The organism is Photobacterium makurazakiensis, from assembly GCF_050336715.1.
Taxonomy (GTDB): Bacteria; Pseudomonadota; Gammaproteobacteria; order Enterobacterales; family Vibrionaceae; genus Photobacterium; species Photobacterium makurazakiensis.
The window spans coordinates 1-18374 of sequence record NZ_JAKJSJ010000056.1 but is presented as its reverse complement, the minus strand read 5'-3'; the positions used below and the strand labels follow the sequence as shown (position 1 = coordinate 18374).

The following is an 18374-nucleotide window of genomic DNA, read 5'->3' as shown; positions in this document are numbered from 1 at the left end:
GTCACGCTAAGGCGTTATCGATAGATTTGAGCACCTTCATCACACCAGTTAATTCAACTTCTGTACCTGGCGGTACATCGTCACTTTGTCCGGCTTCAACTGGCGTATTCACCCCCTGAACTTTTTGCTGCGCGGCGGGTTTATCCGGTTGGCGCTGCTCCACGCGTTCGGGAACAGACAGGTGCTCGATTAATTCAAACGACACATTCCATTGCCGCAATGTGTCTTGCTCATCAGAACGGATTGCTCCTTGAAATTTCACCTGGCGAATTTTCAAGGCTTCAGCGGTGCGATTACTGATACGGTAAATGTGGCGAGAGCCTTCATTTAATGCCTCTGCCATGCTGAACAGGTTGGTTAAGAGTGACGCATCAATAAAGGGGATGACGCCCCTCACGGTCAGTATTTTACCTTTGCTCCCCGTTTCCGCTTGGTCAGTCGCCGAGGTTTGACCGGACATGTCCTGTCCGGCCAATTGCTGGCGAACGCTAATGCGCAGTTGCTTAAGTGGGAGCTGGGTGCCGTCGAGGGTAAGCATTAACTTACCACCTCTCGATCTATGACACTCCGCCATCGCGCCCCATCAGAAAATGCAGGTACGGAGCCGCCAGTCGCATTGGTAACCATAACTAGCCCATATCCGTATCCAGCTGCACTTGGTAGTGTTTCCTTTGAATAAGGAGGCAAAATCAACGGCTTTCTACATGCTAATATTTCTGCATTAACACGATTACCAAGTTCCCACCCCAGTCCAACATCTGTAATTGCCCCATCAATGGCGAGATATACTTCTTCTGGTGAGAGTATTGTCGTCGCTTTACACGATGTTGTTGCCTGCACACGTCGGTTAGAATTGGCAAATTGTCTGCCATATCCAACATTAATAATCGCAGTCCCTGATGTGCCTGATGATAATGATATCGCGGCTTCTGCGACATCCAACTCGCCCTCAATGATTCCTCCGACCAAAGTTGTGCCTCGACACCCATTTAAGATAACCCCGTAAGTTGTTACCCTTTCAATCCATGATATGTTGAACGTGTTACTGGTCGCATTGTCCAATCTAACACCGTATTTACCGACGTTACATCGTTGAACATCTATAGTATTAGCGTTAAACAACTCGCCCAAAGATAGCAATCCTATTTCTGAACCCGTGCAACTAATCGTTATTTTGTTGTAATAGCAGGCAATCGTACTGTTACGGTGATACTGCATATCTAAGCCAGTAACTGTAAAATCAAACTTTGACTGGTAAAATCCAGACAAATCGGCACCACGCCCAGCGTTTACTGGTGACGTGTTAAATATCTCGCCGCCAATAAATTCAGCTTCATTTGTTATTTTTGAAGGGTCAGCAGCTTGGACTAATGTTGCGGGGACGTGCGTAACTTGGTAGTAAATACGTGTTCCTGGTGTGTATAGCTTTGACCGCGCATTAAGTTTTATTGCGCCATGCTTGTCAAACCTCAGCGTACATCCTTCAGCTTTAACCGTGACCCCTGCCGGGATTGTCAAATAGTCAAACGCAACATCAAAACCTTGCGGGATAATAACATTTGATTTTGGGGCGTGAGACGTGTACTTCATCGCAGCTGCAATTACATTGTCTTGTGTAAAAGAGTTGTCATTGACAAGACCAAAAAACCGCACATCTTCCGTTGCAAAGTTTGGTTTTCCTAGCCAAACATCTACACCACCAATCGTTGCATCATATGGATACACATCTGTATTAAGGTGAGTAATTTCACCATCAACACCGCCCAATGAACCGTCTGCTTTTACAATTTTTAAAACGCCACTACTTACAACTAGATGGGTCGTAGACGGTCTAACAGTCATACCAAGAGTGGCAAGTCCATCTACAGGACTAACAACGCCACCAAGCAACAAGCCGTTATTATTAGCAGTGGATTCCGCATCGACATTGATAAACTTATCATCTGGTAATGCGCTTTTAATAATAGGGTTCTCTTTTGATGCCAGTGGCGCTCTATATACAGCCCCTCTCCCATCCTCATCAATATAAAAAAATCGTTTATTAGGATTTGTAACCACCATGCCCGGTGACCATGGTAAATAGTCAAATAACCCTTTCACTCGCAAATCACTCACAGAACCATCAGCAAACACCTGGGCAATCTTGCAAACAAAGTGCTTCACTCCGTTTACATCGGTGTAATCGTCTTTCTCTTCTGCAGTAACTACGAAATCAAACAGGGTGACTTGTTCACCTGTTGGCGTTCCTTCACGGTGTGCGTCGACATAAATAAACGATGGCTTGTTAGGTACTTGAACGTTACGATCAAATTCAAGCATGACACGGTTGCCCGATACATAGCTAGCACCCGCTTTGATGTTGAATGCACTCGCTTGCGGAGTAACCAAGAAACCGTCTTCGATAAACCAATCTTTACCGTTCTGGTCGATGTTAGCTTGTGCTACATCGTCGTCCATTTTCTTCATTCGCGGTGTTGCGTTGTACTGCCACGTTGAAGCATCCACTGTGATGTTGGTAATTTCTGCAATGTCTTTATATTCCAGCACGACAGAACGCACCAACGTATTACCAGCCACACCAGGTTCATCGGCTGTCTTTGGTGTCAGTGCATGGTGGTCGATTGTTACCAATACGCCATATTCAGAGCAATAAGCACCTGTCCAGTTGAACTCGAACGGCCCTTCTTGGCTTGTGAGTGTTGTGCTGTAAATAACCGAATCAACAGAAAGCCGACCGCGCTGCTCAACTGCAGCTTCATAAACCACATCATTACTTGGTACCACATCATCTGGCTGCGGGTATTCTGGTCTATTCGGTACATTGGCGAAAATCATCTTGTCGATAACAAGCGCTTTTTCTTCTGCATTGAGTTGTGCCAATAACGCCTTACCTGCGGCGGTTAAAATAGACTTATCTGTTACGTTTGCCATTTTTAAAATCCCTTAGCCTTTCGCAGTGGCTTGGTAATATTCACAATCAACATTGAGCATGTTCGGTAACATGCCAACGTTTATCCGTGTCTTAACGTGTGACGTTGAGTATTGCGCCTCGATGTTCTTACTTCGCGCGGCCAACGGCATTTCGACATAACTGGTGTATTGATAACGGCGACAGGTACGCCCGTATTGACGAACCACCGTATCTAACAATTTCGGGACATTGGTTAAGTCGCCATCTTTAATCTTGAGGCTAATTACATCCCAATCGACGTTCACTAACCTTTCATCTTGGGCAATGTGCGGATAGCCGAGCTTTTCAAACATCTCTTCCCATCCAGACACTGAGCCTGCATCACGAGAAAACCCATAGGCATGAGCCACGCGGATTCGAAACAGAGTTTCGGGCTCTTGGCCGAGCTTCTCTACTCCGCGTTGCCAAGCCAAAATATTGACCAGCGCAATTGGCGCGGTTAGCGGGTCGTGCTGCTGCAACGGCATTTCAAATGCGGCTTTCACATGTTCCCAGTAATTACGTATTGCTCGGGCTAACTTGGCAAGTTCACCTCTACCCATCCAGTAACGCAGGTTTATCTCAGGTATTTTCAATGGATACCTCCAACGTCTGAATGCGTGGCACCGTTAGGTCGTTAATGATGTCGGCGTTATCAAATTCGAGTGATTCAATCTGTGCAAACTGGCCGTGTAACTCTTGACCTAGTTTGGAGAAACTAAAGCGCAATACCGGATTGGTCACCGTTGGTGAATAGTCGGTATTCTCACGGAATGCCGCACCAATGAACTGTTCAACGGCTGCTTTAAGTTGGTTTCGTTCATCCATCGTGAGTGAACGAAGCGGCCACACATGGCAAACAATATTGGCCTGTGTTTCTGGCATCGCCATCACCTGAAGATCATCCCCATGGCCGTGTTGCCCTTGGTTGCGAATGTAGGTGTTTAAGTCGGTGAGCATTTCTGGTGATGGTTCGCCCGTATCAAGCAGAATGTAGGCGTTCGCAGTGCCCGGTCCACGCGGGGCGTTATGCTCAAAATACACGTTATCGTCGTTAATGCCTGCGCGACTGGTCAGCAATGAACGGTAAGCTGCATCAATGTGCCATTTCGCTACGGCGCTCCATTGGTTACGAATACGTAACCGAAGTTCATCGTTGCTTTCTTTGTCTGCGCCAGCTTCGTTCAGCCATTCTGCAGGGTTCGTCGCTGCTGCAATGCCTGGTAACGCTGTTGGTAAAATATGGTAGTAACCTTCGCCAAGGTTATAGGCTGCACCTTCGTTTTCTGCTTCAACATCGACCATGACCATGGTTTCATTTTCTGGCAATGTGGTGTCTGCGAGCACACGAACGCGGTAAATATTACCGTTAATGGCTTCAGTTTGAATCCATGTGTCTTTGGGGATGACTAACGCTGGCCCTTTCACTGCCGCGCGTTGGAAAGCGATTAGCCCTTTGGCCTTGGTTGCTTCTTTACGAGTGAGTTTGCATTGCCAAGCAAGTAGATCTAACCATTGGTCGACGGCGGTTGCCACAAACATGTTTGGTAAAACGTAGCCCACCAATAGTGTATTGATGAGCCACAAGGTCACTTTCACCACTGCCGATTCAATCAAGCGCCAAAACGGGGAGAAAGGCGAATCGTTAGAGATAATGCACTCTTCCTTGTCCATCTCCTCCTTGAGCACTTTCTTCCAACTTTCTGCATCTGTGGGAATGCCAGCTTCTTTTACCAATTCGGTATAATCAGGCTTCGGGATATCAGACATTCACGACCTCCAGACTTAAATTGCCAAATTCGATGGTTTTTGCAGAGATATACATCGTTCCCTCTTTGGTTTCTTCAAGCCTTACCGTACCTGGTACCAGCCGAACATCTTCTTCAACCAGTAGCTCCAACTGGGTACGAATATCGGCTTTCATCGATGGGCTTCGTTCTGCGATAAGTTCAACCGCTAAATTGCTTTCAATGATGGCGTGCTTAATGTCTTGTGCAATTACCGCCTGGTCTTGGATCAGTACGGGATTTCTACCAGCATCTAACACCAAATCCCCGTTTTCGATGAGTAAGTCTTGATAAATCATCCGGCAGCCATCTCCAATTCAGTGGCTAAATCCTGCGGATCATTCATCTGCTGAACGTACATCCGTATGCCGCCATAATTGGTGCTCGATTGGGAATGATTGGCAATGTTTTTTGCCGCGCCACCGGGTTGAATCGCAGCCCTTGGCGTGGCCTGCTGAATGGCTTGGGATTTAATTTCTTTATCACTGCCACCGAAACCAGGCAGCCAGTCCACGACACTTTTAGCCTTGTCCCAAATCCCCCCGAGTTGATCTGATATCCAACCGAAAACGCCACCGAAGATATTTTTCAACTCTTCCGCCAAGGCAAACAGGCCATCAAAACCGCTGGTATCGGTAAAGCCACTCATTACCCACTGCCAACCGCCCTTCAGGAACTGGAACAATGCTTGGAAAGGTGCGGTTAGCAAGGTGATAGCTGCTTGGATAATTTGAAACCAAGCGGTATCACCAAAACTGGCTTTCAAATCATCCCAGTAGAAAATCAAGGCGCCAACGGCGGCTATTGCTGCGACGATAGCAGCAATGACCAATACGATGGGGTTAGCAGCAATCACTATGTTGGCAGCCAGAACAACCGCACGTAATGCCACCATGCCTTTCGTTAGCAGCACGTTCATACCCGCCCAAATTTTCATGGCTAAGGTAAACGCCACCATGGCTTGTTTGCCGATACCCATCATCAAGGTGAACAAACCGCCAGCAGCAACAAGGCCGAGTACCGTTATTCCAGCAAAACCAATATATCGAGTAAGGTTCGGGAACATCTTTGTCCATAGCAGGATCTCTTTGCCACCATCAGCAAATGCTTGCGCGACGGGCAACACCACGGGTAATAACGCCTGACCAAATGCCGCCCTGACAGCAAAAACCAATTGCTCCAACCGTTGCCATTGGTCGGTCATCGTTCCTGCCATTTGCTCGGCAACATCCAAGCCTTTCACCTTGCCGAGCTCGCCAATGGAGTTAACTAAACCATCGGTGTTCTGCATCAACAGCTGGATCATGGCTGTTGCTTCCTTGGTGCCGAAGGCTTTACTGAGTTCCGCCGTTTGTGCCACTGACAGCGTGTCACCGTAACGGCCTTTTATCTGATTCAAAATATCGACAATCGGCAGCATCTGGCCCTGTGCATCCGTGAACTGCATGTTCAATGCTTCCTGCGCTTTCGCCGCTCCCGCTAAGAATGCGCGGTACTTGGTGCCGGCTTCACTGCCGGACATAGTGGCCTGCAATGTTCCCAACACCGCCATTTGCTCTGTCATACCAATACCAACCGATGTGGCAGAAGCACCGACAGAAGTAAAAGCGGCAGACATCTGGTCGCCAGTGGTTTTGAACATCTGCACCGCTCTTGCGGTCTGCCCGCCAAGCATGTTGACCCAGTCGGCCTTGCCCATTTCATTCGCACTATTTTGGAAGATGCCGTACATAGTGCCGACATAATTGGTAATGGTTGAGGTATCGGCTTTCGTCGCAGCGGCAAGCACACCAGAAGCACGGGTAAATTCAGACAATTCATTGCCAACTAGCCCTGAAATGGCGGATTGAATATCATAAGAAGCCGACACAAAATCCGTCGCCGATTTCCCATAATCAACCGCAAAGTTCAATGCGGTATCACTGAGCTGTTGCAGTTGCTCATTCGCCACACCTAGCGATTTCACTTCACCCAGTGCTCGGTCCATTTCAATGGCTGGCATAAGTGCTGCTTTCAAGGCAAAGCCTGCGCCCGCCACACCTGCGGCACCCGCCATCATGGTATGGGTACCGTCACGGTAACTACGTCCCATATCATTGAACTGTCGTTGAATATTGCCAAGTGGCTTACTGATTTTATCTATCAGCCCCACTTGGAACATCAATGCCGCTGGTAAGCTCATTGGTTTAGCATCCTTTTCTACCCGCTAAAGGCTTTGGCAACGCCGCTTGCGGTCGCCTCGACCATGTTTTCCCAATAGTGTTTTTCTAACCAAATACCCCGAGCCAAGTTAGCTTCCGTATCGGGTTCATCCGGTAGCCACTTTCGACGTAATGCGAGCATCTTGCCAAAGTCATTACGATCAAGTGCGGCAACAAGGCCATCTATTTTTTTACGGTAATGTCTAACTTAGGTGCGAACCGCTCTTGCACCGCGGCGCAAATTTGAATCGCGGCACTGGGGTTGGCATCAGTGATGGTTCGCAACGTGTCTTTGCTCTTGTCATCAATCGTCGAGAAGCAAAAGTTATGTGCCGGCGCGACTTTGTTATCAGGCATCATTTCATTCATGTAATCGTCGTAATGATGACTACCGACGTTGAAGTGCAAGTCATGCTCACCCACCGTCAAGGTGATTCGTTGCTCTTTCATGCTGCTTTTCCTTGTTTAAGCATCTCTACAATGCGGTCGAATCCGGTATCAAAGTGGCGTTCCATTCTTTCCGCCATGTCTTTGAGCTCTTCCTTAGTGGCATGATGTTGCGCCACATAGGTTTTGTAATCAGATAGCTCTTTCGACAAGCGGAAGAGGTAGCCAATGAGCACACTGGTCAATAATGTGAGCAACGAGCCCAGCGCAACCAATGCATTTAGCCAGTTAGGATCCATGCCTATTCCTTCTTTGGAATTTCTTGAAGTCGCTTACCCTGCAGCGCTGCTATCACATCGTTCACGGTTGCCTGCATCACATCATTGGTGGTCAGGTTCTTCAGGGTTTCTAACCCCCAAACGACGGCTCGCGTTGCAAAACGTTCCAGAATGATTTTCCAACCAATTTGAAAAAACAGACCTTTCAGCACTTCTATAAGGGTTTTTAGCATCACACCGGTGACAAAATTCATGCGGCTTTCTCCTGCTTCATCAATGCGAGGTAAGCCTTTTTATAATCGGCTTCTGTGGCTTTGCCTGCGGAGGTGTTCCAGTACTTCTTGGCATACCGAGCGAGGCCATCAAGATCATCCGCATCCGGTAGGCTTTCTGGAAATCGGAGCAAGTTCATGCGCGCCGCTGCAACAGCATACTGTGGGCTAATCACCATCATACGGGCGTCGGGCTGATTAATTGGACCGAACATATTCATGGCATCGAGCAGGTTTGGTTTGTGTTTCCCCAACCACTCAACCAGCCATTTAAACGTTGCAGGCTCCATTTGGGTAAAACCCAACGCTGGCCCTCGCACCTGCTTGGAATAAGTAAACTTGCCGGATTCATGCGCAGCAATCATAAGGATTAGAGTTATGGCTGATTCTGTATTCAGCTTACCTCTGCCTCCTGCCGCAGCATCAAGTTGGTCAAGCACGGGTTTCACTACATACTCAATAAAGAGTGTTGCAATATTCATCGTCGTCCTCTGTCTGCTAGTTCCTGACATGGGGTGCAGTATTGGCACCCTGATACAGTCTCGCGGCGTTTTTCGGGTATTGGCTCGCCACATTCGCCGCATTCATGTGCGCTTTGTCGTTGTTCAATGCCGTTAACCCTTGCCCGTTGGTTGGCAATCGCCATTTCGGTGAATTGGGCTTCGAAACGGCAGCCTTGGTCGATAACATCAGCCATCAAGCCTCCCTTATTGCACCAAGTCTTCAGTTTCATCATCACGCAGGTATGGCACGCCATTGATGCGAACAAACTTAGGACTGGTCACTTCATACGGCACCTTGTGAACCAAGGCCCCGCCCCCATTGCCGTCGATATCTAAGATGTCGGATAACTTAATGCGACACCCAAAGGCTTCGACTTTCAGCTCATCTTTATCTATTTTTCCGTAATACATGGCATCAAAGTCAGGCAGTCCCCGCCATGAACCGGCGTTCTTGGCCGCTTTGCTCAACAGGTTAAAATTAGCCGTGGTTAACTCAAGCTCTCCCGAGGCTTCTACATCCCCATCGACATAGCCATCAGGTACGCCTCTGGTTTTGTTGACACCAGAATTGTCGGTAATCGACAGCGTGTTCTTCTGCGCCTTTAACTTGATATCGCCCAACGTGAAATGCATGTTCTTACCAGAGATTCGCATCGACATGGTTTAGGCCTCCGTTCCGTTACTTAAATCAAGCGCGATATTCACCACAATGTGTTTTGGACAGTTATGCGGTTTCATCATGATGCTGATAATGACTTTGGTTTTACTTATCCACTGGATCGTTACGTCTTCATCACGCGGTGTCATGATTTCACCAGGGAACGTAATGCCGCCGATTTCTGTGGTCTCGCTCATATCGAACAACACCTTACGAAAGTAACTGCGGTTCAGTTCGATGCTTTGTGGGGTTGAATTAAGAATGCGGTCAGCAATGCGGGCAATGGCCTTGAAACGAACCCGACGGTTCGCTTTATGAACGGGGCGCACGTATTCCAGAAACTGGTAATCCCCTGTTTTTGTTTCCAACGTGGTCGCATCAGACCAATAAACGCCTTCGTAATCGGCGTACCACTGCGGTACCGAAAACCTTGCTTCGGCTAACGTTGCAATGGTCGACATGGCCAACGACCGACCCGCGCTATCGGTAGGCATATCACCCAATGACAATACCGAGCCTGTTGCCACTCTCATGGGTGTGTCAGCTACGGTGACCATTCGGTCACACAAGCGCCCAGCCAATACACCGATATTATTGCCATTGAGCATCGGAACGGGTGTTACCCAACGGGCAGCAACGTCTTTGGTCAACATGATCATGGCGGTTTCATATTCCGCCCACGTTTGAGATTCTTTATCGATGCCAGGTGTTGCAGCAAGCATGTATACCCAACGTCCTAACTTGCTGGTCAGCGATTCAGCCTTTGCCTGCATGGCATCAAAATCACCCTTGTCGGTAGTGACATCGCACAGGGCAATCCCTTCGAAGCTGTCCGTTTCGTTGGCATGGTCAATGGCATCTTCCCAGCTAGCATCATCAGCCAGCCCGTAAATCGCCGCCGTCCAATTCTGCTTACCGTTAAGTTGTGCTGCCTTAACATTGGCACCAAGGCTGTCATCGCCAAGTACATCATCCAAGTCTGTCATGGCATTGATGCGCGTAACCTGGCCCTGCAGTTCGGCTTTCGTCGTTTTGCCAATAAAGAGCAGATGACGCTCAATCTCAGGCGGTGTTCCCTGCCCTAAGTTGAGGTTGTTAACTTCTACCTTACCGATTGCCATTTCATTGCTTCCTCTTGTTGGCCTGACCGAAAATTTTGACCAGTTGACGATTCACTTCGTGTTCTTTGGTACCTAATATCTGCCGCTCAGGTAATGGGATAACCCATGCCGCTTGCTGAGGTTGATGACTCATCTGGCGAATAATGAGGCCAGCCTTTCCGTGAGTGAGTGTGTCTTGTAGCTGCTTCAAGCTCGGTTTCTTTTTTCCTTTACCACTTTTACGCGGCACCATGTACCCGAGCTCTCTCAACTTCCGAGCTTGCCCTTTACTGCAGGGCTTACCGTAATCTGGCTGACCAAAACGCTTTGCTAACTGACGTTTGGTCATTCGTTGGGCCTGTCCGACATGGTGTCGAGCGGCAATACGACCCGTTAATTTATTGCGCCACGTTAACGTCAGGGTGTGGCTGCTTCGAACATAGGGCTCAAGCCCTTTTGCCATCCGCCGGTACATTTTCTTGCGCCGTTGATTGCCTTTTCGACCCTTTAACGTCTTTCCGTGAATATCTTTTTGTTGCTGAATTCGCTTACGAACATTGGCCTTTTCCCAGCGCCCGAGTGTTTTCAACATCCAAATGCGTTTACGCGGTGGCAGTGCCAACATGGCTAGCTTTTCTTGGAAATTAAGCTGATCGCGTTCAACAACCTTAATCTGCGGCTTCATTGATCAACTCGGCTTCTTCCGCGGTATCTATTTGCACCGCTTGAACACGGTACGTTTGCCCTTTCCAGCTAATCATCCCCATTGGGTCTGGTATCATTTCCACGGGCTCCATCAGCTCAAGTTCTACCGATACATCCGCGGCCTCGTGACTGATAACATCGACTGCTATTTCTGGATCACCCATGTCGTACTCATCGCGTTCGGTATCAAAATCCCCTAACCAGCAAGCAATCAACGCCAGCAAGTATCTAGGGTCGAGAATCTGGTGTGGAAACTCTTCTATGTGAAGCACCACTCGGTATCGCCAATGACAAATAACGTAACCGCCATTCCCTCTGTCTTCCCCATTAAGAATGAGCTGAGCATTCTCTTGCCATGCATCGATTTTATTGTTCAATACATCGGTATTGAGGTGATTTACGATGTAATCCGTCAGGTGCTCCAACTTGGTTTTGCTATAAATGGCTTCTGTCATATCGACGCTATCCCATTAGGACTTTTACCCAACAACAAACACACATCACGATTGCTTTGAGCCAAAAAACGGTCTGATTGCTCAGGGTCATCCACTGCTGCATTCTCCCCTTCCTTCCGGCGGTCTTGGGTAGCGAATTCAGCTAACAATTCCGCATGCGCTCGTCCATAAACGGCTCGCTTATAGGCAAATGTTCTACCCATGTTCAGGGTTGGGGGCACACCTTCAATTAACTCGCTGATTAACTGGCCCTGTACATTCAGCGCCGCAATCGTGATAGCCATCGCAATCGATGTATTATCAAACACCTGTGACACTCGACGAATCTCGCGAAATTCACTGGTCGATAAATCAGGCCAACCTTCACCGGGTATATCTACGCTTGCTGTCGTGTTGACCTTTCCACCAAAGCTCATGACGCTCTCTTCCAGATTTGATTTGATGCGCCTCTAGCCACTGGGTCGATGGATTAAGCTGAGTAATGAATTACTTGCTCATCCTCGCCAGCCGAGGCGCGGTGGCGTAGGAGCCTATAAACGATTCTCTTTAATCGCTCGAATTCGGGCGTGGGATTTCTCAATCATTGAAGAAACACCCACCTTCGGGTATTGCGTGTTGGCTTCACCCAGCAAAGCAACGGCACGCTCTAACACTTTGATATCCCCAACAGCCGTTGGCCTTGGGTGACCATCTTTGTCTCGTAATAGGTGTAAGCCCGCGAACTTAAACCACTTGGCTGTTAGCTTTTCATTAATGCGCCACTCTTCGCGTACCTTGGTAAATACTTGGCTAAAGTACGGTTCAACACTGTGGCCTTGTGCTGCCATGCGTTCAGACCAGGCCAGTACTTCATCTGCACAGAAAGTGGCAAAGTCACGCTTAAATCGTTCAGGTGTATCGAGTTCACGTTCAATCGCGGCTTGGCACCATTCAATCGCCGTATCTAAGTCATCGACGTCGAATAACCAGATCACCATTTGGGCAAACAACGGGTTATCGTACTGCTCACCAGAGGCTAAATATTCTTCAATGTACGGCTTGAATTTAGGGAGTAACTGCTCACGCTTATGCTTCACTTTGTCATCAATACGATTGAAGGTTTTCAGTACTTTTAAGTCGCTGTCGAGTTCGTGCAAAAGCAGGTGAAGACTTTTAGGCTCATCAGATTCAGAGCCCAACCGCGAAGGCCGGTTTTGCTGTTTCGCAAGCATCGCTTGGCGCTGTCTGGCTAATGGGCTTGCCATACTTATGCTCCCGCAGGTACGGCAATGGTGACAGCTTCAATGGCTGCAAACTTATCGAAGTCACCAATGGCATAGCCTTCCATGCGCAAGTAAGAATTCTCGAATTGCTTTCGGTCTTCTTCATTACGTGCCTTGCGCCATTGGGTGCCTTTCTGCGTCAAAATTTGCAGGTTCTTCAGGTTCGTTACCCAAACCTGATTGGCAGGGAAAAATGGCGGTGTGTAAGCCACTTTTCCGGCAATGGTTTTTGCTAAGCTCTGGGCGGCTTTGTGTTCAGTCGGTACAACGGCTGATTCCAACAGGCGATGCTGTTCAGAAGCCACTAAATCACGCCCAACAATCACCACCAGATCAGTGCTGTTTTGGTAGGTTTCATGAATCGTGGTATTGATTAAGTCATTGACCAATGAATCGAGGTTTTTATAAGAGTCTGCCGTTGCCCCCGTTGAGTCCAATGTGGCAGCCGCTAAAATTTGTGCTGACTGCTTTTCTTTAACGATTGTCAGCCAACCTTTATTTACATCTTCACCGTTGGGGTTCGATGCTGGATTAGTTGTTTCTGCAATCGTTTTACCGTGAAAACCCACACGCAACATATCTAACGCAAAGTTACGAGAGATTGCGGTGTTCATTAGCTTCACGAACTGGCCTGATGAACCCGCATTCGCCCACTGGGTTAGCATCGCCCACGTAATGGCTGCACATGAATCAGTTTCGACTAGTTCGTAGGTATTGCCATCGATACCCAGTTTCTTGCAAAAGCGGCCATCTTTAACACGTCCAGTTAATAACGCACCGGTACCCACATCGACGACCTGACCTTTAATTTGGTCAACAGACTGCATTGAAATCATGCCAAGGAAGGCATCAGACTCCATGATGGCTTGGCGCAAGCGGGTTTCGATTGGCGGTGCAATCGCAAACTGTTTAGATGGGTCACTAACACCTGCATCAGTCGCGACGGCTTGACAGTATTTGTGTAGATATTCAGTTGAAATGGCATTAAGCATTAAAATGTCTCCAATTTCGTTTGATGACCATTACCTTCACCAGCAGGAACTTGGTTCGGCACCTCTTGCTTTAATGCATTGAACTGATTTTCCATATCGCCTTGTTTCGTTAACAAGGTATCTAGCTTTTCAGTTACTTGGCTAAATTGCTCAGCAGTGATTGATTCGCCCTTCGGTTTGGGTTCATCTTCCGTTGTGGGTTCTGTTTCAGGCTTACCTTGCGTGGAGAACTGTTCGACCTGAGAGGCAAATTCTGTTTGCTTTTCTTCAAGCTCATCTTGCTTGGTTTCAATGTCGTTCAGCTTGCCCATCACCTGGTTAAACTGTTCGGTGTTCATTGGCTCTTCGTCCTTATTGCTACCAGAAGGGGTGGCAGCTACGTTGGGTAACTGCCCGCCAGAAGAAAAGAAATTCGCAATGGTTGAAAACGCACTCGCAATCAAGCTGTGTTCATTTTCCAACACATCACTCAAATCCAATTCTTCTAGTTGGCTGTATTCGTGTTCACGGTTTTGGGAAAATTTAAGCAGTGTGGTACCAGTGGATGATGGAGAATCCGTTACAGCTAGCCCCATCAAGTAACAACGGCCAGAACCGCAGTAATCAGGGTTTGGCTCAACAGACATAAATAGCTTTTGCCCATCTGCATTGGCATTCAATAGGTATTTATTTGGCGAGAGTTTGACTAATAAACGGTATTTACCCGCTTGTTTTTCTGCTTTCGCTTCATCAACCGTGCCCCAGTTTTTCCCTTCAAACTTGTCCCATCGGCTACGAGAGTGTTCAGGCCAGATAAGCGCCGCATATTCAGTGATTGAATACTGCTCGGCCATATCCAAAATCCACTGCTTCGTGATGGTACGGCCATCAACGGTCGCCCCTTCTGTTGCAGCAATTTTCCAGCCTGATTGCTTACTCATAATTACCTGTCAGTACTTCAAATGAATGTCGATTTACAGCAAGAATACGGACTTGAAGTTGGCAAATCATGCAGTTATGTTCGGGGCAATTCGGATACAGCGACCATCCGAAAACAGCCGATTTTTTGTTAGTCATTTGCCTATTTCAGATGCGTATTATTGGCGCCATGGCATATACAAAAGAAATTAGAGACGCAGCCAAGAGCCTGTACATGCGCACTTGGACACCCAAAGAAATCGCTGCTGAATTGAAGCTAAATAGTGACCGCATCATCTACTATTGGGCTGATAAATACGGCTGGCGGGATTCCCTGCGAGAAAACACCGTTGAAGAGTCGATTGCTCGTCGGGTCGAAACTCTATTAGAGCTGCCTGAAAAAACTGATCAGCAGCTCAAAGAAATGACCAAGCTAATTGAACATCACGTGAAGTTGAAAAAACAACGTGTTGAATTAGAACTTCGAATGCAAAGTGCCACTGGTGAACAAGGGGAAGAGACATCAAGGAAACAACCTAGCCAACGCTCAACAGCCAAGGGGAATAACAAGAAAACCAATAACGCGAAATCAAAGCCAGGCAAAAACGATATTAATGAAATCACTGAAGGTGATTTCAAAGAATGGCATAAGTCGCTATTTAAATATCAACTGACAATGCGCGACAACCTGCACCAGCGTATTCGTAATATTTTAAAATCTCGTCAGATTGGTGCCACGTATTACTTTGCCGGTGAAGCGTTAGAAGATGCAATTCTAACGGGGGATAACCAAATCTTTCTGTCGGCATCTCGCGCTCAGGCAGAAGTGTTTCGTAGTTACATTATTGCCATCGCCAAAGCGTTCTTGGGTATCGAATTAACGGGTAATCCCATCACTCTATCTAATGGCGCTGAACTGCGATTCTTATCAACCAACAGTAAAACAGCTCAGAGTTACCACGGCCATGTTTATATTGATGAGTATTTCTGGATACCCAAGTTTGATGAACTCAATAAACTCGCATCAGCGATGGCAACCCATAAGAAGTGGCGTAAAACGTATTTCTCGACGCCATCTAGCAAGGTGCATGCGGCTTATCCGTTCTGGACAGGTGATTCATGGAAGAAAGGCAGAGACAGCCGAGAAAGTATTGAATTCCCACTCTTTGAAGAAATGCAGCAAGGCATTCTGTGCCCAGACAGACAGTGGCGTTACATCGTCACCATTGAAGATGCCGCAAACGGTGGCTGTGGTTTATTCGATATTGACGAACTCAAAGATGAATACAGCAAGTCCGATTTCGATAACTTGTTTATGTGTATCTTTGTCGATGATTCACATTCCGTCTTCAAGTTTTCTGATCTTGAAAAGTGCATGGTCGATATTAGCCGGTGGCGAGATTATAAACCTAAAACCGTTTCTCCCTTTGGACGTCGTGAAGTCTGGTTGGGTTACGACCCATCACGCACCCGAGATAATGCATGCCTAGTTGTTATTGCTCCCCCCATTATGGTACCTGAACAATTCCGAGTGTTAGAGAAGCATTATTGGCGGGGGCTTAACTTTCAATATCACGTTGCCAAAATTGAAGAAGTGTATAACCGCTATAACGTGTCGTACATTGGCGTCGATACCACCGGCATCGGCGGCGGTGTGTGGGATTTATTGCAAGCCAAATACCCCCGAGAAGCGGTACCCATTCACTACAGTAACGAAAACAAAAACCGCTTAGTGCTGAAAATGATAGATGTGATTGAAAGTGGCCGACTCGCTTTTGATGCCGAACACAAAGACATTGCGATGGCATTTATGGCGATTAAGCGAACCAGTACCAACAGCGGCAACATGATGACCTTCAAAGCTGACCGAAGTGAAACGGTTGGACATGCCGATGCTTTTTGGGCGATTTCTCACGCCATTATCAATGAACCACTCGACCATCAACAACAACGTAAATCAACTTGGCAGACCTGTGCATGAATAATAACGAACAAGTAACTGCAACGGATACAGAACAATCAACGAATGAAAGTTTGATGTTCAGTTTTGGGCAACCTGAAATCATGGACAGTGGTTTCAGCAACTATGAATACAGCGAGCTGTATTACAACGATTCCGACGACTATTGGGAGCCACCGTTAGACAGAGCTGGCTTAAATAAATTAACCCGAGCTAATGCGTATCATGGTTCTATTTTAATGGCCCGACGCAATATGATTGCTGGCCGCTTTGTTAAAGGCGGAATGCTTAAACAACAGGTTCAGTCTGCAGTACATGATTTCTTGGAGTTTGGTGATACGGCCATTCTAAAAGTACGCGATCACTTTGGCCGCGTGGTTCGCTTGCACCCTCTGCCATCAATGTATTTACGTAAGAACAAAAAAGGCGATTACTGGCTGCTTGAACGTGATGATAAAAAGCGGCTCTATAAGCAGCAAGATGTGATTTTCATTAAACAGTACGACCCCGCTCAACAAGTTTACGGTTCACCCGATTATTTAGGCTGTGTTCAATCGGCCTTGTTAAACAGTGATGCGACAACGTTTCGTCGTAGATATTACAAGAACGGTTTGCACATGGGTTTTATCTTCTACGCCACTGACCCAAACTTGAGCAAAGATGATGAAGACGATTTAAAAGATAAGATGGCCTCTAGCCGTGGCGTGGGAAATTTCCGCTCAATGTTCATCAACATTCCGAACGGCAAAGAGAAAGGGATTCAGTTAATTCCGGTGGGTGATATTGCGACTAAAGATGAGTTCGAGAAGATAAAGAATGTCTCCGCTCAGGAAGTGCTAACTGGTCATCGCTTCCCTGTCGAGTTGGCTGCAATTATTCCCAACGGCGGTACTCGTGGCGACCCAATTAAGTTCAACGAAGTTTACATTCAAAATGAAGTGATACCAGCGTGTGAAATGTTCATGGATGCGGTGAATAGTGACGTGGAAGTGCCGAAAAGCTTGCAGTTTGAGTTTACGTTGGTGAATAGTGAGAATTAATGCAAAACAAACCAAGACACCAACGCCTTAAAAATTTGACAACTCAAATATCCCCTACCAACCTAATAAGAACCCAGTAGCATAACAAGGAAATAAAATGTCTGAACCAAAACCAGATGCACAAGCTTTAGCAAATGAGCCTGAAAAAGCAGCAGAAGCTGAAAAAGCAGCAGAAGCTAAAAAAGCAGCAGAAGCTAAAAAAGCGGCAGAAGCTGCAGAAGCTGCAAAAAAAACAAAAGATAACAATGCAATTAAGATAACAAACGCACCAACCCCTGATGGAACTGTTACTAAAGCTGATACAAAATATATTTTTAATCAAACGGGGAATATATTAATTTCTACAACAGTTGATGGCTCTGTTGATATATCAAAAGATACTCAAGACACTTTTGAGCAAGTTTCTGTTTTCTTTATGGCATTAACAGCTGCACTAACCAATAAAGGATTGAGCCTATACAACACAGTATCAATACGTGAAGTTATCAACAAATCTGAACTATTTGTCCATGTTACCGAAGAAGATCTATCTGTTTCATTAAGTTCTACTGGAGCTACTTTTAGTAAAGAGCTAATTGAGGCGGTACTAGGGTTAGCTACAGGTGATGATTTACCTTTTGCTTCTGGCATGATTAGTGCCATTGGTAAAAAAGGACTAGAATTTAGCAATAGTAGTCACAGTGAAAATCAAAAAGTCGGTACTATTATCTTTGTTTGTGAGCATTTATTGGGTATGCCAATCGTAAGTGCTCTTTTAGTAGAGACTGATACATCACAATCTTCGGACTTATTTAGCGCAGGCCCCTGTATCAGCACCGAACATGTTTCTGTGAACATTTCTATTACGAAAGATACATTCATGTTTGTTCCACCAGCAATTATCGAGAAATATGACACCGGCTTAGAGCAAGTATTACATGATTCGAA

Annotated in this window: 22 protein-coding genes and 1 pseudogene; 3 read left to right on the top strand and 20 right to left on the bottom strand. The window is 46.8% G+C overall.

Annotation, left to right across the window (positions count from 1 at the left end; all coding sequences use genetic code 11):
* Position 1 precedes the first annotated feature (1 nt).
* The 20 genes from L4D09_RS22070 to L4D09_RS21975 all read right to left on the bottom strand — a co-directional run bounded on the left by L4D09_RS22070 (position 2) and on the right by L4D09_RS21975 (position 14470).
* A complete protein-coding gene (locus L4D09_RS22070) occupies positions 2-538 on the bottom strand; it encodes a baseplate complex protein (RefSeq protein ID WP_428459689.1) in 537 nt (178 codons plus the stop codon).
* Positions 538-2931 (bottom strand): phage tail-collar fiber domain-containing protein, encoded by a 2394-nt coding sequence (locus tag L4D09_RS22065; RefSeq protein ID WP_428459688.1) that lies wholly within the window; start codon positions 2929-2931, stop codon positions 538-540. The genes L4D09_RS22070 and L4D09_RS22065 overlap by 1 nt, the downstream gene beginning before the upstream one ends.
* A 12-nt stretch (positions 2932-2943) precedes the next feature.
* Positions 2944-3546 carry a phage tail protein gene (locus tag L4D09_RS22060; protein WP_428459687.1) on the bottom strand — a complete coding sequence of 201 codons (603 nt, stop codon included), beginning with the start codon at positions 3544-3546 and terminating at the stop codon, positions 2944-2946.
* Positions 3533-4720: a baseplate J/gp47 family protein gene (locus L4D09_RS22055; protein ID WP_428459686.1), complete on the bottom strand. Its 1188-nt coding sequence runs from the start codon at positions 4718-4720 to the stop codon at positions 3533-3535. Before L4D09_RS22055 ends, L4D09_RS22060 begins: the two co-directional genes overlap by 14 nt.
* Complete coding sequence (locus L4D09_RS22050) at positions 4713-5036, bottom strand: DUF2590 family protein (protein WP_428459685.1); 324 nt, start codon at positions 5034-5036, stop codon at positions 4713-4715. The genes L4D09_RS22055 and L4D09_RS22050 overlap by 8 nt, the downstream gene beginning before the upstream one ends.
* Positions 5033-6919 carry a phage tail tape measure protein gene (locus L4D09_RS22045; RefSeq protein ID WP_428459684.1) on the bottom strand — a complete coding sequence of 629 codons (1887 nt, stop codon included), beginning with the start codon at positions 6917-6919 and terminating at the stop codon, positions 5033-5035. The genes L4D09_RS22050 and L4D09_RS22045 overlap by 4 nt, the downstream gene beginning before the upstream one ends.
* Before the next feature lie 17 nt (positions 6920-6936).
* The gene (locus L4D09_RS22040; RefSeq protein ID WP_428459683.1) at positions 6937-7080 is read right to left on the bottom strand and encodes a DUF6890 family protein; all 144 of its coding nucleotides are present in this window, start codon (positions 7078-7080) and stop codon (positions 6937-6939) included.
* A gap of 41 nt (positions 7081-7121) precedes the next feature.
* A complete protein-coding gene (locus tag L4D09_RS22035; protein ID WP_428459682.1) occupies positions 7122-7388 on the bottom strand; it encodes a putative phage tail assembly chaperone in 267 nt (88 codons plus the stop codon).
* The gene (locus tag L4D09_RS22030; RefSeq protein ID WP_428459681.1) at positions 7385-7624 is read right to left on the bottom strand and encodes a hypothetical protein; all 240 of its coding nucleotides are present in this window, start codon (positions 7622-7624) and stop codon (positions 7385-7387) included. Before L4D09_RS22030 ends, L4D09_RS22035 begins: the two co-directional genes overlap by 4 nt.
* A 2-nt stretch (positions 7625-7626) precedes the next feature.
* On the bottom strand, positions 7627-7857 hold the full coding sequence (locus tag L4D09_RS22025) for a hypothetical protein (RefSeq protein WP_428459680.1): 231 nt from the start codon (positions 7855-7857) through the stop codon (positions 7627-7629).
* Entirely contained in the window at positions 7854-8357 is a 504-nt protein-coding gene (locus tag L4D09_RS22020; protein WP_428459679.1) for a hypothetical protein, read from the bottom strand. The genes L4D09_RS22025 and L4D09_RS22020 overlap by 4 nt, the downstream gene beginning before the upstream one ends.
* Positions 8354-8572, bottom strand: coding sequence for a TraR/DksA C4-type zinc finger protein (locus L4D09_RS22015; protein ID WP_428459678.1), 219 nt, complete (start codon positions 8570-8572; stop codon positions 8354-8356). Before L4D09_RS22015 ends, L4D09_RS22020 begins: the two co-directional genes overlap by 4 nt.
* A gap of 10 nt (positions 8573-8582) precedes the next feature.
* Positions 8583-9038, bottom strand: a complete 456-nt coding sequence (locus L4D09_RS22010) for a phage protein (protein ID WP_428459677.1) — start codon at positions 9036-9038, stop codon at positions 8583-8585.
* A 3-nt stretch (positions 9039-9041) separates the two neighbouring features.
* Entirely contained in the window at positions 9042-10157 is a 1116-nt protein-coding gene (locus L4D09_RS22005) for a DUF2586 domain-containing protein (RefSeq protein WP_428459676.1), read from the bottom strand.
* 1 nt (position 10158) lies between these two features.
* Entirely contained in the window at positions 10159-10821 is a 663-nt protein-coding gene (locus L4D09_RS22000; RefSeq protein ID WP_428459675.1) for a virion morphogenesis protein, read from the bottom strand.
* Positions 10805-11296 carry a phage tail protein gene (locus L4D09_RS21995; protein ID WP_428459674.1) on the bottom strand — a complete coding sequence of 164 codons (492 nt, stop codon included), beginning with the start codon at positions 11294-11296 and terminating at the stop codon, positions 10805-10807. Before L4D09_RS21995 ends, L4D09_RS22000 begins: the two co-directional genes overlap by 17 nt.
* Positions 11293-11712, bottom strand: a complete 420-nt coding sequence (locus L4D09_RS21990; protein WP_428459673.1) for a head completion/stabilization protein — start codon at positions 11710-11712, stop codon at positions 11293-11295. Before L4D09_RS21990 ends, L4D09_RS21995 begins: the two co-directional genes overlap by 4 nt.
* Before the next feature lie 114 nt (positions 11713-11826).
* Positions 11827-12540, bottom strand: a complete 714-nt coding sequence (gene gpM, locus L4D09_RS21985; RefSeq protein ID WP_428459672.1) for a phage terminase small subunit — start codon at positions 12538-12540, stop codon at positions 11827-11829.
* Positions 12541-12542: 2 nt separating this feature from the next.
* Positions 12543-13550, bottom strand: coding sequence for a phage major capsid protein, P2 family (locus L4D09_RS21980; RefSeq protein WP_428459671.1), 1008 nt, complete (start codon positions 13548-13550; stop codon positions 12543-12545).
* Positions 13550-14470 carry a GPO family capsid scaffolding protein gene (locus L4D09_RS21975; RefSeq protein WP_428459670.1) on the bottom strand — a complete coding sequence of 307 codons (921 nt, stop codon included), beginning with the start codon at positions 14468-14470 and terminating at the stop codon, positions 13550-13552. Before L4D09_RS21975 ends, L4D09_RS21980 begins: the two co-directional genes overlap by 1 nt.
* A 167-nt stretch (positions 14471-14637) precedes the next feature.
* Between L4D09_RS21975 and L4D09_RS21970 the strand changes: the two genes are divergently transcribed.
* From L4D09_RS21970 to L4D09_RS21960, 3 genes and pseudogenes are all read left to right on the top strand, one after another.
* Positions 14638-16428 (top strand): terminase large subunit domain-containing protein, encoded by a 1791-nt coding sequence (locus tag L4D09_RS21970; RefSeq protein WP_428459669.1) that lies wholly within the window; start codon positions 14638-14640, stop codon positions 16426-16428.
* Complete coding sequence (locus tag L4D09_RS21965) at positions 16425-17447, top strand: phage portal protein (RefSeq protein WP_428459668.1); 1023 nt, start codon at positions 16425-16427, stop codon at positions 17445-17447. The genes L4D09_RS21970 and L4D09_RS21965 overlap by 4 nt, the downstream gene beginning before the upstream one ends.
* A gap of 97 nt (positions 17448-17544) precedes the next feature.
* Positions 17545-18374, top strand: a pseudogene (locus L4D09_RS21960) (hypothetical protein); the annotation flags it as partial.

Coding starts and splice junctions, on each gene's coding strand:
- L4D09_RS21975 (WP_428459670.1), bottom strand. CDS start 14,470: ATGAGTAAGCAATCAGGCTGGAAAATTGCTGCAACAGAAGGGGCGACC.
- L4D09_RS22050 (WP_428459685.1), bottom strand. CDS start 5,036: ATGATTTATCAAGACTTACTCATCGAAAACGGGGATTTGGTGTTAGAT.
- L4D09_RS22035 (WP_428459682.1), bottom strand. CDS start 7,388: ATGAAAGAGCAACGAATCACCTTGACGGTGGGTGAGCATGACTTGCAC.
- L4D09_RS21980 (WP_428459671.1), bottom strand. CDS start 13,550: ATGCTTAATGCCATTTCAACTGAATATCTACACAAATACTGTCAAGCC.
- L4D09_RS22045 (WP_428459684.1), bottom strand. CDS start 6,919: ATGAGCTTACCAGCGGCATTGATGTTCCAAGTGGGGCTGATAGATAAA.
- L4D09_RS21995 (WP_428459674.1), bottom strand. CDS start 11,296: ATGACAGAAGCCATTTATAGCAAAACCAAGTTGGAGCACCTGACGGAT.
- L4D09_RS22025 (WP_428459680.1), bottom strand. CDS start 7,857: ATGAATTTTGTCACCGGTGTGATGCTAAAAACCCTTATAGAAGTGCTG.
- L4D09_RS21990 (WP_428459673.1), bottom strand. CDS start 11,712: ATGAGCTTTGGTGGAAAGGTCAACACGACAGCAAGCGTAGATATACCC.
- gpM (WP_428459672.1), bottom strand. CDS start 12,540: ATGGCAAGCCCATTAGCCAGACAGCGCCAAGCGATGCTTGCGAAACAG.
- L4D09_RS21970 (WP_428459669.1), top strand. CDS start 14,638: ATGGCATATACAAAAGAAATTAGAGACGCAGCCAAGAGCCTGTACATG.
- L4D09_RS22015 (WP_428459678.1), bottom strand. CDS start 8,572: ATGGCTGATGTTATCGACCAAGGCTGCCGTTTCGAAGCCCAATTCACC.
- L4D09_RS22030 (WP_428459681.1), bottom strand. CDS start 7,624: ATGGATCCTAACTGGCTAAATGCATTGGTTGCGCTGGGCTCGTTGCTC.
- L4D09_RS22020 (WP_428459679.1), bottom strand. CDS start 8,357: ATGAATATTGCAACACTCTTTATTGAGTATGTAGTGAAACCCGTGCTT.
- L4D09_RS22065 (WP_428459688.1), bottom strand. CDS start 2,931: ATGGCAAACGTAACAGATAAGTCTATTTTAACCGCCGCAGGTAAGGCG.
- L4D09_RS22005 (WP_428459676.1), bottom strand. CDS start 10,157: ATGGCAATCGGTAAGGTAGAAGTTAACAACCTCAACTTAGGGCAGGGA.
- L4D09_RS22000 (WP_428459675.1), bottom strand. CDS start 10,821: ATGAAGCCGCAGATTAAGGTTGTTGAACGCGATCAGCTTAATTTCCAA.
- L4D09_RS22040 (WP_428459683.1), bottom strand. CDS start 7,080: ATGCTCGCATTACGTCGAAAGTGGCTACCGGATGAACCCGATACGGAA.
- L4D09_RS21965 (WP_428459668.1), top strand. CDS start 16,425: ATGAATAATAACGAACAAGTAACTGCAACGGATACAGAACAATCAACG.
- L4D09_RS22055 (WP_428459686.1), bottom strand. CDS start 4,720: ATGTCTGATATCCCGAAGCCTGATTATACCGAATTGGTAAAAGAAGCT.
- L4D09_RS22010 (WP_428459677.1), bottom strand. CDS start 9,038: ATGTCGATGCGAATCTCTGGTAAGAACATGCATTTCACGTTGGGCGAT.
- L4D09_RS22070 (WP_428459689.1), bottom strand. CDS start 538: ATGCTTACCCTCGACGGCACCCAGCTCCCACTTAAGCAACTGCGCATT.